Genomic DNA, 16,308 nt, shown 5'->3' with positions numbered 1-16,308 from the left:
CAAGCAAAACTATTCTGTCAGCCATAGCTCTCTTACACCCATACAAAAAAGCCAGCACCAACAGGCACCAGCTAATCTGTAACGATATATATATTTATGTAATCCAAAACTGTATAGAATAACCTCTAGGGAGGAGAAGTATTTCAACAGAATAAAATTACCAACCAACAAACGATGAATAAGTATCTGCAACCCATTCATTGGTAGAAACACGATAATAAACATGCCCATCAAAAGACCGTTGCTGATCAGTATACCAAGCAGAACCCTTAGCCAAACCACGATTAGAATCAGCAGTAGTTCCGTCATCACGAAAAGCAACCAAAGGAACAGCAAAACTACCAGGATTAGCCACAGTAACCTTACCTTCACGCTTAACGATCGAACCATCTTCAGGCACCACCGGAGCTGGGTCAACAACCGCATCATCGACTGAGCCAGTAGCCTTCAAATTATTGTAGTACTTACCGACCAATTCATTGAATTGGCTCATATCATAGTCCCACTTAGCTAAATAACCATCAGGGTCAACATGAGTAGTATCGTGCCACCAGTTCGTGGCTTGTTTGTGAGTCACCAAAGTCTTGTCTGGAACAAATGGCAAACCATATTGGATCAATTTAGCAGCCGCATAATAAGCGTCATTCGAGATCGAACGAGCAAATTGATCCGGAGTGTTCACGTTGCACAATTCAACTTGGATATAACGTTGATTAGCGTTCGGACCGGCACCCCACACCAAGAAATCAGTATTCTTAATATTGATGATCTTGTTAGCATCGACAAACGCATGGACGTATGTTTGTAACACCGGCCATTTACGATTGAAGTAGCTCACCTCAGCTTCTGCAGTAGCGTTCGGTGTTGCCGTTTCATGGATCATCACACCTTCTGGACGGCCCACGCCGTTACGATATCCAGACCAACGATTGAATGTACCTTCGCGGTTTTCGATACCGACAGGTTTGATATTATTGTTAGCAATATATTGGTTGACCCAAGAACCAGCTTGAACTTCTTGGATACAAGTCGTTCCAAATTGAGATGAAAATACTCCCACCCCTGCAAAAGCAATCGAAGCGATCGTGCTGACGATAATCCTCTTTTTTGAAAACATATTGATCCCCCAAATTATTTAATAAACAAATATTATCAAATCGGTCTGTACCATATATAAAAGTTACACATTCGTAATCTTAAAGTAAACTCTAAGTATTAAATTTTCTTATTTATGAAAGCAATTTAGACATTTTTTGACGGATAGAATCCCTATGATACCGGAGATTGCGAGCAGTGCAGCCGTACTTCTTCGTCAAAAATTTTATCGGTATCTCATCGATAAATAAGTCGAAAAATAGCTTTTGCTCAAACTCATTCAAGCAACTCAGATCGATATCATCCAAAAAAAGATCAGACAACTCTTCTTTGACCCGCTCAAAATCGAACACTTCTAAAGAATGAACATTGAAAAATCGTTGCTCCTTGCGCAACATATCGGTCAACCGCCAAGATAATTTTTGATAAATATAAACGTTGAATTTCTCCAGATCCTGCTCTTGATCGACGTAATCGACATAAGCCTGGGCAAAAATAATCATCGCTTCTTGAACGTAATCTTGATAATTATTGTTAGTCTGATAAATATGCAGTTTTTTCAATACCCCATGAACCAAATTTTCCTCTTCTAAAGCCTTTTTAAAGCCAACCTGTAAATCCATTGCGAGTCTCCTTAAATTAACTCACAAGCGCTTGTGGTAGGGATAATATAACGGTATTTTCACTGTAATAATAATCGGCAGAACTAATCTAAACTCACTTTGTTACAACGAACTGTAATAATTAACTCCAGCAAAAAAGCCCACTTTACGTGGACTTTTTTTAAATACGCCGTTTTTTTATTAAATTGGTTCATCTTAACTCTAATTGCTTGTTCACGGTCGAATTCATAATCTTCAGTCGTGACCAACAGGGCGATCGCAAAGTAATTGGTCCAAAACTGCCAAGCTAATTTCTCCATCCGTTGAAAATCACAGTGAAGCTTGCAGCGACAATCTTTAAATGACTTACTCAGCCCCACTCGCTCTTGTTTCAGAACTAAAACTGCAAATGACTCGATATTTTGCTTGATCATTTCCACGTGACATTCGCTGATGAAACAAGCTTTATGAATGATATCGTGTAAATTATGACCCGGAAACTTGAGCCGAAAATGCTCGCCATCACGAGTAACAAACTCTGCATAGCCAGCTTTTTGCTGAAAGCCGATCACTTGATGCAAACCGACCCAATCCGGACAACGTCCCTTACTGCCAGAAAGTGGTAGATAAACGTTGATCCCATCGACGATCGGCAGATGACCCTTCAGATCGAAGACCTTAGAAAAAGTCCGCGATATCATAAAACCATGCCAGTTGTGATGATCCTTATATTTATTGATCAATTGCTTGGTAGTCTGATCCACAAAAAATATCCCGAGGTGCTGGTGAAAAACAATCGACTTGCCAAAATCATTATCCTCCAGCGCAAAAATTGCTACAGTCTCATTATCAATTTCAAAATTTTCATAAATATAGAGCTTTTTAACATTTGCATCCTTCAACAAAAATTCCAGATCAACAGTACAACCCTTGAACTGATTAAGATTTCTATCTACAGAAACAATGATGCTATCCTCCGTATATAAAAGATTTTTGAAAAAATAAAGTGGTGAAACAGCGCAATAACCATAAGCATTAAGTGACCTAACGCACAAGAAAAAATAAGCAGTAGCTTCCAAATATACCAAGGTACGATGCAGTGCTCAGAATTTGAAGCACAAGAGATTTGGAAACAAACCTCTACAAACGCCAAAGCAACATACCGCAATAAAAATAAGTACCGTACCCCCCACACAAAAAATTATGCTTCTGGCAACCTAGGTTCTGCTGAGGGTGGAGAGAATTCGACCGTCAGCCATGAAATTCCACTTAGCGACGAAGGAGCTTAGTGGAAGGCCCACCTCTGAGATGTCCGAAGCGGGTTTCTTCGGATAGCTCAGAGTGGTGCCCATGGCGTTCCACGGTCGCAATTCTCGGAACCCTCAGCAGAACCGGCAATGAACCACCACCCAAAAAAACCAAAGCAAAAAAACTCCAAAACAAAAACAAAAAAGCAAAAAAAGCCGGATCCATAAAAACGGACCCGGCTCAAAAAAGCCACTACTTTACAGGTGTAAACAGGCAATACTTGCCATTGACCCAACCAGCTGGTACCTCGTACCAAGTTTGGCCATCTACGATTTGTTTTGAAGTAACTTTCCAAGTAGTACCATCAGCTAAACGAGTTCCCGTGAACTTATTATTAGCTGCTGGACTATTATAAACATTCACACCATATCCAGGGATATAGTTGATCTTAACAGTACCTTTGACTGTCTTAACGTAGTTTGAACCTAGAACTTGCACATCAGTCGCACTGACCCATTGGTCGTTTGAAACACGATACCAAACAGAGCCGTCTGAGTGGGTCGACTTTTTGTCAGTTCTCCAATCAGTTCCGTTAGCTAAACTAGGTGAAAGCAAATTGTGCTTAGTATCGTAAAGTTTAGCACTAGGAGCTGTGATGATACGTAAAATATCAGGATAATCGACCGTGATATCGTTCAAGTATTCATCACTTTCAGAAATCTTAGATTTTTGCACAACATCAGAAGCCAATACATAAGCATTAGCACCCACGAGGAAGAAAGTATTGCCATCGTTATCTTTGACGTAAGCTGTAGTCTTCCATTCTGATGAATAAGGCAAGATCTTGCTAGTAGCTGACTTAGTATTGGCAGCGCCATAAACGATTGCACCCGTATCACCAGTAACGATCAAAGTATCATCGATCGAAACAGGTGGTTCAGTTTCTGTCCCACCTTCAGAACGTAATTGTACATCCGTAGCTAAAACATATTCATTAGTCGACACTTGATAAAAAACATTACCTGAATCATCGACCACTTTTGAAGCCAATTTCCAAGCTGTACCATAGCCTAAAGCACGAGCTGAAGGTTGACTCAAATAAGCGTTAGTATAAATTTGGGCGTTGTCCAAATTAGTAACGACAGCAACATCATCGAGTTTAGTTTGAGTACCGTTGACCGCTGTATCCGGATTAGTCGTCGAACCAGAATTATTACCTGAAGAATTATTGTTATCACTTAAATTAGGATTAGATTCCGAATCAGTATCGTATTGAGTCAAATTGTAAGTCTCAATAATATTGTTCAAAGCACTAGCATAATTAGGCGCAGTAGCATAGCGTCCTTGCAACCAAGCAGTAGCATCTTGATAAGAATCAGTATTCTCGACCCAAGTTCCACTGTAAAAACTCGAATTACCCGTCAAGCCATTGCGGAGCTTATCAGCATTATCGAGGAAGGATTCATAGTAGCTAGGATACTTTCTAAAGTTGGCGTAGATCTTGTACCAACCTTGATCAGCGCTCCACTCACTAGTAGGCATCGAAACGTAGGCACCATTGTAATCACCCTTGATACCAAACAAGTTGTTAGCATCCAGAGCTAGGTCAGATTGGCCCCAGCCACTTTCAAGGATTGCCTGAGCCAACATAACAGAAGCATACAAGCCGTATTCTCCGGCAGCTTTTTGGGCCATAGGACCAGCCATAGCTAAGAACTCGTCTTGTTGTGAGTTAGTAGCTGCTTGAGTGACCGCACCATCAGAAGTAGCTGAACGTTCTAGGACTGTTCCGTCGTTAGTTGGCAAGACTTGTGAATTAGTCTCAGGTGAAGCTGAAATAGCAGCTTGAACTTCACTTGAAAAACCAGGTGCTGTTTTAATCGTAGAACTTGAACTAGCTTGATCATCACTCGATGTCTCAGTACTTGAATCAGCTGTTGCATCAGTGGTCGAATCAGCGTTAGTAGTAGCAGGATCTGCTGTAGCAGTTGCTGAATCAGCCTTTTGCATAGGAGCATCTTTTGTAGCGACCGCACTATCGGACGCTGCTTGTTCAACTGAACTAGTACCGTTAACTTCAGAAGCTTCCGAATTTGAACTGCCTGATTCAAAGCCGTTGTAGTAGCTAGGATCAGTTTGTTCAGACTCAGCGTTAGGAGCTTCCGCAGAAGCTTGGACTGAAGCAGAAGCTGAGTCAGCCAAAGCAGCGGTTGCATCCGAACCACTCTCAGTTGTAGCATCAGTTTCAGAATCAGCAGGGATCGATTCTGTTACAGGAGCTCCTTGAGCATCCATTACGGACGCTACGGTCGGGTCTTTTACTGCAACGTTTGGATCGACTTCGGTTTGATTGGCATCAGCATCATTTTCATCTTTATCATTTGCAGAGACTGCAGCTATGACGTGGGACGTAGTTGAAGAGATTCCAACAGCCGCAAGGAAACTGGCGAAGGCTGTCGAGACTACCCATTTTTTATTCATAGACGTTTCTCCCAATTTTTATTCTTAAATCCATGATACGGTTTGGAAAAAGCAACATCAATGGATTGGGGGGAAACGTAAATATATCTTGAGAAAGTATAAAAAAACTTAATATTTAGAAAAATATGTTAGTGATTGACACAGACAGATATGTAAGAGAGCAACGCAGACAGAAGCGTTTTGTTTGGATGGACGTTTGTGATTTTGGGTGGTTGGGGTGTGGAAGTAGTAGTTTGGTTGCTACGTTCAATGCCGACTCCGGGGCCCGGGGATACAATCCTTTTTTTGTTGAGTTTTACCGACTTGATTGGATCAAGTTAGCACTTTTTGCTCGTCCTATTTCTCACATGTCTATCTCAATCTCTTCCAAAATAGTAAGGGCAAGGGCAAAATCAAGACCAAGGTCAAGCCCACCCAAAAGCAAGAGCAAGGTCAAAACCAAAACAATGTATTATTAGACTTATTAGACCAAATTGAATCCACGTACTTGTTTTGAATGAGACGTTTTCCAAAAGAGTTTCAACGATATTATCAATAGGAATTGAAAAGATGAACCAAGGAACCAAGATCGTAAGACCATAAAAAACATAGGTCCGAATATCAAAACCAAACAACCTACCTGTGTAGAAATAAGTACCGTGACCCTACCAAAAAATGATTTTTGTACCACCTTAGGTTCTGCGTGGGGTGGAGGAAATTCGCCGTCAGCCATGAAATTCCACTTAGCGACGAAGGAGCTTAGTGGAAGGCCCAGCTCTGAGATGTCCGAAGCGGTTTCCTTCGGATAGCTCAGAGTGGTGCCCATGGCGTTCCACGGCGCAATTTCCGGAACCCCACGCAGAACCGGCAATGAACCACCACCCAAACTACCACCTCTAAAAACCTCAAACTCAAACACAAAAAAAGATCCGCCAAGCAAAAAGCTCAGCGGATCCAAAATCTCCTACTCATCCGTTTCAATAAAATCAACATATTCAGCTTCGATCCATTCGCTGTCTTGAGCGATACGATAGAAAACTTTGCCATCTTCACCAGTACCCTTAACATCGGTATACCAAGAAGATTGACCCTTAACAAATTTATCTTGTAACATCTTGCGGCTTGCTTCATAAGTGTCGAATAAGAAAACGACATATCGTTCGTCTTGGTTGACCTTAACGATACCATTTACATTTTCAAGCATTTTTATACCACCCTTTTAATACTCTGTTGACACCATTATACATTAACTTTTAAAAATGTTGATTGAATACGCGACTTTTAGGACATTTTTAAAAATATTATTGTGAAAATGTTATCTAATCGTAAAAAAATGCATAAACAGGGCATCTTTTTTTTAAACAGTTGGCTTTGTGTTGATAGACATCTTCATATTTCATTCACAAAATAACCTAGAAAATTCCACACATGAACAGAAATATTCCCGTATAATTAAATCATTAACAAGAGGAGTTATTAATTGAAAAATACATTACCGATTGCACTACAATTTTCACTGCTACTGACATTCTTTATCACCGATATTTCCCGGACCGTCAGGACTCTGACGACTTATGAAAAAACTGGCAAGGTTGTCACTTACAAAATGACCGAGAAATCCCAAGCCGAAATCGAACACGGTCGGCGTTTAAAACCTTCAAATTGGGCACCAGTTGATAGTTCACGTCTTTCGATAACACGAAAAATAAAATCTAGAACAGTGTAAAAAAAGCCAAACTCAAAATTGAGTATTGGCTTTTTTTGCTATTCAATTGGAAATGCTGTTTGTGATGTCGTCTTACCATTGCCGAACACGTCATGGTGCAACATGTAGAAGACACTAGATGACCAACTGAAGTTTTCCGAGTTCAATCCTTGCCCATTCAATGGATTGTAATTTTCACGGATCGGACCATCATCAAGTAAACCTTCCGCATGATCGTAAAGCTTATTCGTCAATGTCTTAGCATCCTTATCAAAACCGTAATTTTGTAATCCTTCGATTCCAAAGAACGCTTGATCTAACCAAACCGGACCACGCCAATATCTAGTTGCAGCAAACTTCTTATTATCTCGTGATGAAGTTGGTAATGGCATGTACGTGTTGAACATACCTGTATTCATCATGACATCCCTGACATCATTTGCTTCACTTTGCGTTGAAACACGAGCCCAAAGCGGGATCCATCCTTCTGTTCCTTTACCACGATCTACAACCATTTGCTTTTTATTACCTACAAATTGAAGATCATAGTAAAAACCAGTTTTCTTATCGAACATCTTTTGGTTGATTTTTTCTCGTAAAGTCTTGGCTTCAGATGTATATTTTTCAACATCATTTGATTTGCCTAAAACTTTGGCGATTGAAGCTAGATAACCTTTTTCAGCATACAAGTATGCATTTAGATCAACTGACTCTTGATTGATTGAGAAGCCGACTAAGTTGCCATCAGCATCTTTATTTTCAAGAACCTTGACTCCTTGGTCGTCTTTTCCAACACCTTCAGCGTCGAATCTAACGGCATTATCCATACCAGACTCCCAAGCAGCACCTAAGATCACTTCATCTTTGTTTGGTACTTGCTTGCCATTAACGGTCTTGAAATGCAGATCATGGACTGTTGCTCCATATTCAGCTAAACCGTCGTGGTTATGATCACGGTTGCTATACCACCAATTGTGATACTCAACCAATTTTGGATACATCTCGGCTAAGAATTCTTTATCAAGATTTTGTTGATAAATCTGCCAAACTGACCAAGCAGCAAGTGGTGGTTTCGAATTACGCTCGTTCCAGTTGATACTGTCGCCACCACGATACTTGTCTTTATTGTAAAAAATTGCATCTGGGATCATCCCAGCATCTTGTGGCCGAAGATCATCATTAGGCTGGATCTGATAATCGAATAATGAACGGACCACGTTTTCGGCTAGTTCTGGATCATATTCAGATACAGCAGATGCTTCTTTCCACGAATCCCAGGCCCAGAGGCCAACGAACCAACGGTCACCCATAGCCGGAACGATACCATCATGTTTCAGTTCTCCTGCTGGTCTGAGCCAGTTAGTCGTCAATGTTTCTAAACTCTTCACTGCAGCTTTATTGAGTTGCTTATCACGAAAAGTCACATTATTAGATTCCGTTTTGTTTAGATAATTTTCCCAACGATTTTTGTTTTTTGTGAAATAATCTGTTGCATTAGCAAAATATTTGGAAGTCATAGCGTGTTCATTGGCCAATTCTTCATTCGTGAATACGTAAGATTCAGCGGTATAAAGATTAACTGAACTATTACCAGCTAATTTGATGTTTTCATTCAAATCACTTTGGTAATTATTGCCATTAACTGTGGTTGTTACAGGTTGGCTGTATGCAACATCAAATTTATTCTCATCAGTTGTCATATAACTTGATGTGTTCCTAACAGTTGAAAAATCGACTTGCACACCCTTATCGGTAGCGACTAATGATTGTTGAAGATCAGTTGTGCGACCACCGATCGTCAATTTATTCAAAATATCACCAGTCCAGCTGACATGATATTCACTAGCCTTGGTGCTAGTATTTTTCAAATTAGTTCTGATCAAAGCAGTTCGATCACTGACAAAAATAAGATCCATTGTTACTGTCAAATCCGTAAATTGGTATTCCTGGTGTAAACGACCTGGATAGTATGCAAACTTATGTTGTGCCAGCTTGAAATCGTAGTTTTTGCCAGTTGTCACATTTTTAATATTTAGCTGTGAAATTTGTTTCGACAAATTAACGGGATACTCCTCAGCCACAATCATAGGCCCGGTAAAACCACCGTAAGTTGTCGTATCTCCTTCCTTAGGTAAATAATAACCGTGCCAAGCACCCATATCCGAAAAATGTGAATACTTGTTGACTGAAGTACCTGATTTATAAAAATCAGCAGTCGGCGAAGCTTGAATATTCAGCACATTCGGATAGTCCTCAACGCTACTTGCACTAGCTAGTTGTTGGCTAAAATGTATTCCAAAAATCAGCGCCATTACTAGCGATAACGTACGAATAATTCTAGTCTTATTCATCATGTTTCCCCCTGTATTTTTTCGACCATTTTTGGCCGGCAATGCTATTATTCCATATTTTGTATTCGCTTACAATAAATATTAGTTTTTTCCTACAAAAAAGATAAAAAAATACTGACATCAAAAAATCGATGTCAGTATTTTTAAATTTATAATTTAATCAACTGTAACGCCAGCGCCTTCTTGGATCCATTCGTCTGTTGATACACGGTAATAGATATTACCATTTGCATCAGTTGCCCGTTGGTCAGTAGCCCAAGTAGTTCTTCCTGCTAAGCCACGGAGTGAACGAACGCCATCCTTGTTGAACAATGCGTAAACAAAGCCACTAGGACCAGCTAAAGTAACTGTGTGGAATTCTGGATATTGAGTGATGTTAGTAAAGAAGTTAGGAATCTTTTCTTGGAATGTAACATCACTTGCATTTACCCATTCATGAGTTGAAACACGGTATTGGATAGCACCTGTAGCACTATTTTCACGATACTTGTCAGTTACCCATTGAGTATTTGCGGCCAATGAACGAGTTGTTAGAACATTGTCATCGTTCATCAAGTTTGCGATTTGGTTATTTACAGTAATAATTCCATCTTGATCTGTTTCTTTCCATACACCAACTTCATCTTCTGGATCTGGATCTTTGTTAGTATCTGGATCTTTTTGATCATTCTTGTCTGGATCCTTTGTACCATCTGGATCTGTTGTATCTGGTTTTTCGGCTTCTTTGTCACCGACTACAATTTCACGAACATAAGTTACGGCATTTGTATTTCCATTCCAATTTACATTTTCCCAAAGAACACTATTACCATTTAAAGTAAATGTTGTATCACTTGATTTAAGTGAATTATCAGTAATTGTCCAAATATCTGTTTTGTCTTTATCAAAATTGATAGTTACTGGTTGATAATATGTTTTTCCTGCTTGCTTAAAATGATTACCTAAATCCAGCGGATTTTTGAAATCTTTTGCATCAGTTGGATTTGAATAAAATCCACCAGGAACTATGCTTTGATATGCAACTGTTTGACCATTGTTATTGTCAACAGTTGTATTTGTCTTTGCACTTTCTGATTTTTTAATTGGAGTTGTTTCACTATTGAGTGCAACTTTAATTGGTGTATTAAAATGAATGTTCAAGTTGGTTGCGCCGGCAATATCTTTTGTATTATTGACAAAAGTAATCACATGGTTACCAACTGTTTTTCCATCTTTGTCTTTAGTCTGAACATTCAACTTAATAGTTGCACCGTCACCTTGTGCAAATGCGTCGAAAGCAACTTTTAAGTCATTTTGGTTGCCCTCTTGATAGGATAAGACGTATTTATAATCTCCTGCAGCTTTAATTAAAGCCACTTGATCCGGATTGAAAACCTTCAATTTCCCTGCATCAGTATTACTCAATAAATCAGCAAAAGACTCGGCACTTAAATCGCTTCCAAGATTTCCTTGCAATGTATCACTATTCAACTGTACTGGATGATTCTCATCGTAAGTAACTGTGTTTATGCTATTAAGAACGTTCTGAGCCAATTTATGGACATCTTGAGTCGTGTCTTAGAACCATCGTTCCCACTAATACCTTGAATTTTATCTGCAATATCCTGGAAAAAACCAACGAAATTTTTGACCATATCAGTTACATTGCTGATATTAAATCCTGAATCCGTTGTTGTGTCGGCAGCGCTTACAGTTCCTGTTGTTGGTGTGATGGCTAACAGAGCTGCAGCTGCTAGTCCAGCTATTTTAACTTTTTTCATCCCTATGCCCCCCATATTTTGAATCTATCTATTCATAGGATATAAAATATATTGTTTAAACGCTATCAAATATTCAATATATTTGAAATTAAATCGAAGTTTACAAGAGGTTGGCGTTTAATTTAAGATAAAATTATATTTTATGATAGGCGGGAGATCATGATGAAAAAATCTATCTGGGCAAAAATTTTCTTGGCACTGATTTTAATATTTAGTTTAGCCGGATGCTCTAATATCAAGCAGGAACTGGGTTTAGAAGATAAGCAACAAACAAAAAAGGATTTTAAATCCGGGGTTCCTTATGCTTATAAAGGTTATTACGGTCATGGTGATAAACAGAACTTTCTTGCTTTGGAGCTGAAGCAAAATAAATTTTTAGCTAATGGCAATAAATTTCATCATATCGAATATAAACAACTCGACCAAAATACTTACCTGATCCGTGGTAAAAATGATCGCCCTCGCTGGCACTATTTTAAAATGGACTTCAAAATTGACGGCAATTCTACGAAACTGGGACTCTACCCTAATCCTAGTCGCAAGTCAGAGGTCAACTTTGATGACACTAAGAATCTCCGCAAGGAAAATCTTACTTGGTACAAAAGTTACGAGCTATCCGACTACAATCTGATGACTGGAAAAACTAAGGCTCCAGTTACGAAGATTGTTGATCTAGACAGTGATTATTTTATTGATAAGATCTTTATTAGTGATCAACATGATTCCCGCTTTTTAAGTTTTCTGGCTTCACCTGCTGACAGCGAAGATGAGCACTTTCTCAAATTGTTCAAGGTGACTCAGGCTGGTCAGCCTAAGGAAATATCAAATATGAATGAACCTAAAATGGCGATCGACAATAGTTTGTTGACGATCACGACTGATCTTCCCGAAAATGATGCCGATAACGGTTTTTATAAACAAGGTAGTCCCACTTTGACTTTCAAGATCTTAAGCAAGACTAAGTTGAAGGATCAAAAGACTCACGAGACTTACACTTTGTTCGACGGTAATTTCAAGGATGCTATATACACGATTTCTGATAAATTTGGTTACCCCACAGATTACGCTGAAAATACTGAAAATTCTGTCGATTAGATAAAAAAAATAGACTTGATCTTTTTTTTGATCTAGTCTATTTTTTTGACTTGGCTTGATTGCTTCGTTTGATAAAGTATAGTACTAGCGCCTGGCATAAGCCTACGAATAATAGTAGGACTGCTAGCATGGCTAGGGTGGCAAATTTTAGTTGGTTGGTCTGCAAGATGCCGGCTGCATCGTATTTGCGGACTATGACGAAGATCCCCATTGCTGCGAATAGGATTATCCACAGAATATTCACGATCCACCAAATTTTCATTTTCATAATATGACCCCCGAATAATTTGGCATTATATTTATTATAGCTTTATTTGGTTTTATCTTCGATGTTTTTGGATTTAATATTTAATTGAGGTGGTAATTAGGGGGGACGTTCATTGCCGGTTCCGGGGCGGGGCGCTATATGGGATTGGAACGTAGCCGACATCGATTTGAACTACCCGGGAAAACCACCCGGGCATTTCAAATACGAGTCTTCCTCTAAGCTCCTTCGTCGCCAAGAGGAATTTGGCTACTGAACCCATATAGCGCCCCACCCCTCCACCTAGATAGTAATCGATGATTCTCTCTTTTTTTGGTTTTACTGATTTTTTCTTGTTAAATTGGCACTTTTGGTGCTTCCTAATTTTTACTTGTCTATCTCAGGATTCTTCTGAAACGGAAAGATCCTAAAAAGAAAAAACTAAAAGAATAGAAAAAAAGACAAATCCTTCATCTGCGTTTTGCGAATGTAGGATTTGTCTTTTTTGCTACTTTAAGTATTGTTTTTCAGTATATTCCTGATTCTTTTACCAACTTTGGCCATTGTCTGTCATGATTGTTGATACGTCGCTTGGTGTCAATGAATGTGCTTTGACATTGTTGTCTTTAGCGAAGGTGTATGCATTCATGATTGTGTTCAATACTCTTTCAGCTGATCTCTGTAGGTCGCCTAGTGCTAGGTTATCATCAGAGATGGCTTTTTGTAGTTTAGTTTGTGTGCTTCCTGGCATGATTAGGTCATTGCCGGCGTGCATTAGGATCTGTGGATCTGAGAGACTCTTTTGGTTGTACCAATCGGTCATGACAGTTCCTTTGAAGCCCATTCGCCTCGTAAGATGTTGGTCAATAGGTCGTAGTTTGCTGCATTGTATTGGCCGTTTACTTGGTTGTATGAGGACATGATGTATTGTGGTTGGGCGTCTTTTACTACGGTTTCGAAGCCTTTTAGATAGATTTCTCTCATGGCTTGTTCACCGATTTCGTCATCCATTGTTCCACGTTTTGTTTCTTGGCTGTTGGCGAAGAAATGCTTTACAGTTGTGCCGACGCCTGGGTTTGATTGAACCCCTCTCGTCATGGCTGTGGCACTTACTCCTGTTACTAGTGGATCTTCTGAATAGTATTCGAAGTTACGTCCATTTAGTGGATCTCTTTGGATGTTCATACCTGGAGCTAACCAAGTATCAACGCCAAATTCTTTCATTTCTTTACCTACGGCTGTTCCGACTTCGTTGATCATTTCTGGGTCGAAAGTTTGTGCCAATAAGGTTCCGATTGGCCATGCGGTAGCGTATTGATATCTCTTTTGACCATTTACGGTTGAAACAGGTGTCAAACGAAGTCCGGCTGGACCATCTGAATTTACGGAAATGTTGATACCTCTGTTTGTCAATGTGCCAGTTGTTTGACCAGCTGCACCGGGTACTTCTTGTGAAGAATTACCGACGATCGGTGAGCTTGAACCGTTTGAAGGTTCCAAACTACCATTGACGATGTATGAAAGTTGTTTTGGTGTCAAGGTGACGATGAATTGATCCATTGAGATCTTGCCATCGTAAACATCTTTCAAGGTTGAACCATAAACACCAGAAACTGACTTGAGTGTTTCGTTTAAATCAGTTTTGGGAATGTCTATTGAAGAGTTTGAATTAACGATCGTAGTTACATCGTTAGTATCAAAAGTTGATGCGTTGTTGCCAAGGACATTTTCTAATGAACTAGCATTTAGTTGGATAACTGGTGCGTTTACTAGCTCTTCTGCTTGGTTGTCAGGAACAAATGTATTATTTGATCCGTGAAGTTCTGTTGGATCGACTGCTGGAGCCATTTCTGAAGAAAGTTGTTCAGTTGTGACTTTTGAAGTCAAATTCAAGACAGCAGCGACGTGAGTATCACGTGAACTGTTGCCGACTCTAACGATATGTCTAGGATGTAGCTGTTGGAAGCTGTATCGTAGCTAGCCATATTGTAGAGTGGGAATGACAATGTCAAAGTTTGACTTTGTCCTGGTGCCAAGACATCAGTTTTGGCATAAGCAGCCAAGTTTTGGAAAGCTTTATCGACTGTTCCCTTTGGTGCTGAGTAGTATTCTTGAACGACTTGACGTCCTGAATACTTGTCACCAGTGTTTTTTACAGTAACTTTAGTTACTAAGTTGTTGCCATTTACAGCAACTGAATCGGTCTTAGTATCAAAAGTCGTGTAAGAAAGGCCATAACCAAATTCATACTTTGGAGTTACGTTGTAAGTATCGAAATAACGGTAACCAACGTAAATACCTTCGTTGTAGTCTTCTTGATCAGATTGACCATCGTTGTCAGCGAAAGTTGCTGAAGCTGGGTAATCTGAATAGTTTTGAGCCCAAGTTTGTGCTAATTTACCAGATGGTGTGACTTTGCCACTGATAATATCAGCAACGGCAGTACCGACATTTTGTCCACCTTGAGAAACTAAGAGGACACTGTCGAGATCTGGAATTTGATCGGTAAATTTAGTATCGATCTGACCGCCGACGTTGAGCAATAAGATACTTTACTTATAATCGGCTGCCAAATTTTTGATGTTGTTGAATTCAGCATCAGTGATCTCATAATCACCCTTAGTGTCGGTCCTATCTGTTCCTTCACCAGCATTTCTTGAAAGAACGTAAATACCAACATCTGCAGGTGCAGCGTCAAAATCTGCTTGCGAGATCTGTTTGTCTTGATAGACAAAGGTATTCAGCAAAGAAGAAGTTGCATCAAAAGCAGCTTTTTTCTGATCGTAGTCAGCAGCTGTTTTGTTCAAATAATCCTCTGAAGTTATTTGATAGCCAGCTTTTTTCAAGCCATCCCAAATATTTACGACATTTCTAGGATTGACATCACCGGAACCAGTTCCACCTTTGACTGTTCCGTAGGCGCCAGAACCAAACAAGGCTACAGAATTGTCAGTTGATACTGGCAATGTTTGATCCTTGTTTTGGAGCAAGACCATTCCGTCCTCAGCGGCTTTGGTCGACAACTCAGAGTTTTCGATCTCAGTTGCGTTTGGATCTGGACTAGTCGTGGCAGAATCATCAGAAGTTGTCGTTGCGTTGGCATTGATATCGACATCAGTGTTGGCTGGTGTTTTGGTTGATGTTTGAGCAGCTGTTTCTTCTGTAGAATCTGTTGCAGTTTGTGTTTCAGATGTTGATACATTAGCGGGATCTGTTGTTGAAGCGGCTGAAGCATTACCAATAAACGTGAAAAAGCTTAGTAGTAATACGGTGATGACTCCAGTTACTATCGCAACGATCCGCTTACGTTGTTTATTCATCAAATCCCCCCTAATTTAATGTTATGCAACATTTTATGAAAACGTTGACACGAGTTCATTATACAACTTAGGGGAAAAGCTTAGTAAGGATGGGGTGGAAAAGATTTTCAAAATATTGTTGTGTTTTTGGAAAAAATAACCATAATTTTAAAAAAGTTGAAGAAATGTAACAGATTATGAGTAATTTGTTTTTATTGTGTAGTTGGGATAGTTGTAGTAGTTTGGTTGTGCGCTGATTGCCGGTTCCGGGGCGGGGCGCTATATGGGACTGGAACGCTGCCGACCGATTTTGAACCAATCGAGAAGACCACTCGCTTGTTTCAAAACTCGGTCTTTATCTAGGCAATAAATTGGTTCTCGTCGTGGTTTGGTTATTTTGATGCATTTATTTAAGAAGAGGCTTATATACTCAATGCCAATTTTCATGA

17 protein-coding genes and 1 pseudogene are annotated in these 16,308 nt (G+C 39.6%); 4 read left to right on the top strand and 14 right to left on the bottom strand.

Annotated features, from left to right (window positions below):
* Window positions 1-157: 157 nt before the first annotated feature.
* The 3 genes from EKM78_RS02360 to EKM78_RS02350 form a co-directional block, all read right to left on the bottom strand.
* A complete protein-coding gene (locus tag EKM78_RS02360; RefSeq protein WP_125768827.1) occupies window positions 158-1,117 on the bottom strand; it encodes a peptidoglycan recognition protein family protein in 960 nt (319 codons plus the stop codon).
* A gap of 112 nt (window positions 1,118-1,229) precedes the next feature.
* The gene (locus tag EKM78_RS02355) at window positions 1,230-1,718 is read right to left on the bottom strand and encodes a sigma-70 RNA polymerase sigma factor region 4 domain-containing protein (RefSeq protein WP_125768824.1); all 489 of its coding nucleotides are present in this window, start codon (window positions 1,716-1,718) and stop codon (window positions 1,230-1,232) included.
* Between the two features lie 83 nt (window positions 1,719-1,801).
* Window positions 1,802-2,599, bottom strand: coding sequence for a hypothetical protein (locus EKM78_RS02350; protein ID WP_164507163.1), 798 nt, complete (start codon window positions 2,597-2,599; stop codon window positions 1,802-1,804).
* A 192-nt stretch (window positions 2,600-2,791) separates the two neighbouring features.
* Here EKM78_RS02350 and EKM78_RS12440 point away from each other — a divergent pair, with 192 nt between their 5' ends.
* Complete coding sequence (locus EKM78_RS12440) at window positions 2,792-2,986, top strand: hypothetical protein (protein WP_164507162.1); 195 nt, start codon at window positions 2,792-2,794, stop codon at window positions 2,984-2,986.
* 211 nt (window positions 2,987-3,197) lie between these two features.
* Here EKM78_RS12440 and EKM78_RS02345 read toward each other — a convergent pair whose 3' ends face one another.
* From EKM78_RS02345 to EKM78_RS02335, 3 genes are all read right to left on the bottom strand, one after another.
* Window positions 3,198-5,426 carry a glycoside hydrolase family 73 protein gene (locus EKM78_RS02345; RefSeq protein WP_125768818.1) on the bottom strand — a complete coding sequence of 743 codons (2,229 nt, stop codon included), beginning with the start codon at window positions 5,424-5,426 and terminating at the stop codon, window positions 3,198-3,200.
* Between the two features lie 463 nt (window positions 5,427-5,889).
* Window positions 5,890-6,363 (bottom strand): hypothetical protein, encoded by a 474-nt coding sequence (locus tag EKM78_RS02340; RefSeq protein ID WP_125768815.1) that lies wholly within the window; start codon window positions 6,361-6,363, stop codon window positions 5,890-5,892.
* A 6-nt stretch (window positions 6,364-6,369) separates the two neighbouring features.
* Window positions 6,370-6,609 carry a hypothetical protein gene (locus tag EKM78_RS02335; RefSeq protein WP_125768812.1) on the bottom strand — a complete coding sequence of 80 codons (240 nt, stop codon included), beginning with the start codon at window positions 6,607-6,609 and terminating at the stop codon, window positions 6,370-6,372.
* A gap of 276 nt (window positions 6,610-6,885) precedes the next feature.
* Between EKM78_RS02335 and EKM78_RS02330 the strand changes: the two genes are divergently transcribed.
* Complete coding sequence (locus tag EKM78_RS02330; RefSeq protein WP_125768809.1) at window positions 6,886-7,131, top strand: hypothetical protein; 246 nt, start codon at window positions 6,886-6,888, stop codon at window positions 7,129-7,131.
* A 38-nt stretch (window positions 7,132-7,169) separates the two neighbouring features.
* Here the strand turns inward: EKM78_RS02330 and EKM78_RS02325 are convergent, their stop codons facing one another.
* From EKM78_RS02325 to EKM78_RS02315, 3 genes are all read right to left on the bottom strand, one after another.
* Window positions 7,170-9,461 carry an MGH1-like glycoside hydrolase domain-containing protein gene (locus EKM78_RS02325; protein ID WP_125768805.1) on the bottom strand — a complete coding sequence of 764 codons (2,292 nt, stop codon included), beginning with the start codon at window positions 9,459-9,461 and terminating at the stop codon, window positions 7,170-7,172.
* Window positions 9,462-9,617: 156 nt separating this feature from the next.
* Window positions 9,618-10,994 (bottom strand): hypothetical protein, encoded by a 1,377-nt coding sequence (locus EKM78_RS02320; protein ID WP_125768802.1) that lies wholly within the window; start codon window positions 10,992-10,994, stop codon window positions 9,618-9,620.
* Window positions 10,967-11,221 (bottom strand): hypothetical protein, encoded by a 255-nt coding sequence (locus tag EKM78_RS02315; RefSeq protein ID WP_125768799.1) that lies wholly within the window; start codon window positions 11,219-11,221, stop codon window positions 10,967-10,969. Before EKM78_RS02315 ends, EKM78_RS02320 begins: the two co-directional genes overlap by 28 nt.
* Before the next feature lie 162 nt (window positions 11,222-11,383).
* On the opposite strand from EKM78_RS02315, the gene EKM78_RS02310 reads away from it, so the two are divergent.
* On the top strand, window positions 11,384-12,316 hold the full coding sequence (locus EKM78_RS02310) for a hypothetical protein (RefSeq protein WP_125768796.1): 933 nt from the start codon (window positions 11,384-11,386) through the stop codon (window positions 12,314-12,316).
* 37 nt (window positions 12,317-12,353) lie between these two features.
* Here EKM78_RS02310 and EKM78_RS02305 read toward each other — a convergent pair whose 3' ends face one another.
* Complete coding sequence (locus EKM78_RS02305) at window positions 12,354-12,584, bottom strand: DUF3923 family protein (RefSeq protein WP_125768793.1); 231 nt, start codon at window positions 12,582-12,584, stop codon at window positions 12,354-12,356.
* Between the two features lie 112 nt (window positions 12,585-12,696).
* Between EKM78_RS02305 and EKM78_RS12435 the strand changes: the two genes are divergently transcribed.
* The gene (locus EKM78_RS12435) at window positions 12,697-12,837 is read left to right on the top strand and encodes a hypothetical protein (protein ID WP_164507161.1); all 141 of its coding nucleotides are present in this window, start codon (window positions 12,697-12,699) and stop codon (window positions 12,835-12,837) included.
* Between the two features lie 270 nt (window positions 12,838-13,107).
* On the opposite strand, the gene EKM78_RS02300 is transcribed toward EKM78_RS12435, so the two are convergent.
* The 4 genes and pseudogenes from EKM78_RS02300 to EKM78_RS13400 all read right to left on the bottom strand — a co-directional run.
* A complete protein-coding gene (locus EKM78_RS02300; RefSeq protein ID WP_125768790.1) occupies window positions 13,108-13,404 on the bottom strand; it encodes a hypothetical protein in 297 nt (98 codons plus the stop codon).
* The gene (locus tag EKM78_RS02295; protein WP_125768788.1) at window positions 13,380-14,447 is read right to left on the bottom strand and encodes a glycoside hydrolase family 3 protein; all 1,068 of its coding nucleotides are present in this window, start codon (window positions 14,445-14,447) and stop codon (window positions 13,380-13,382) included. Before EKM78_RS02295 ends, EKM78_RS02300 begins: the two co-directional genes overlap by 25 nt.
* Before the next feature lie 2 nt (window positions 14,448-14,449).
* Complete coding sequence (locus EKM78_RS13405; RefSeq protein WP_425453521.1) at window positions 14,450-14,857, bottom strand: fibronectin type III-like domain-contianing protein; 408 nt, start codon at window positions 14,855-14,857, stop codon at window positions 14,450-14,452.
* A pseudogene (locus EKM78_RS13400) lies at window positions 14,855-15,556 on the bottom strand (glycoside hydrolase family 3 protein); the annotation flags it as partial. The pseudogene EKM78_RS13400 and the gene EKM78_RS13405, both read right to left, overlap by 3 nt.
* Window positions 15,557-16,308 lie beyond the last annotated feature (752 nt).

The organism is Companilactobacillus furfuricola (assembly GCF_003946325.1).
GTDB lineage: Bacteria > Bacillota > Bacilli > Lactobacillales > Lactobacillaceae > Companilactobacillus > Companilactobacillus furfuricola.
Note: the sequence above shows the minus strand (reverse complement) of the source record. Positions and strands in the feature narration are given on the sequence as shown.

What these genes read in the sequence shown, in the direction of transcription:
- EKM78_RS02360 (WP_125768827.1), bottom strand. Translation starts at nt 1,117, where the DNA reads ATGTTTTCAAAAAAGAGGATTATCGTCAGCACGATCGCTTCGATTGCT.
- EKM78_RS02310 (WP_125768796.1), top strand. Translation starts at nt 11,384, where the DNA reads ATGAAAAAATCTATCTGGGCAAAAATTTTCTTGGCACTGATTTTAATA.
- EKM78_RS02345 (WP_125768818.1), bottom strand. Translation starts at nt 5,426, where the DNA reads ATGAATAAAAAATGGGTAGTCTCGACAGCCTTCGCCAGTTTCCTTGCG.
- EKM78_RS02355 (WP_125768824.1), bottom strand. Translation starts at nt 1,718, where the DNA reads ATGGATTTACAGGTTGGCTTTAAAAAGGCTTTAGAAGAGGAAAATTTG.
- EKM78_RS12440 (WP_164507162.1), top strand. Translation starts at nt 2,792, where the DNA reads ATGCAGTGCTCAGAATTTGAAGCACAAGAGATTTGGAAACAAACCTCT.
- EKM78_RS02300 (WP_125768790.1), bottom strand. Translation starts at nt 13,404, where the DNA reads ATGGGCTTCAAAGGAACTGTCATGACCGATTGGTACAACCAAAAGAGT.
- EKM78_RS02305 (WP_125768793.1), bottom strand. Translation starts at nt 12,584, where the DNA reads ATGAAAATGAAAATTTGGTGGATCGTGAATATTCTGTGGATAATCCTA.
- EKM78_RS02335 (WP_125768812.1), bottom strand. Translation starts at nt 6,609, where the DNA reads ATGCTTGAAAATGTAAATGGTATCGTTAAGGTCAACCAAGACGAACGA.
- EKM78_RS02325 (WP_125768805.1), bottom strand. Translation starts at nt 9,461, where the DNA reads ATGAATAAGACTAGAATTATTCGTACGTTATCGCTAGTAATGGCGCTG.
- EKM78_RS02315 (WP_125768799.1), bottom strand. Translation starts at nt 11,221, where the DNA reads ATGAAAAAAGTTAAAATAGCTGGACTAGCAGCTGCAGCTCTGTTAGCC.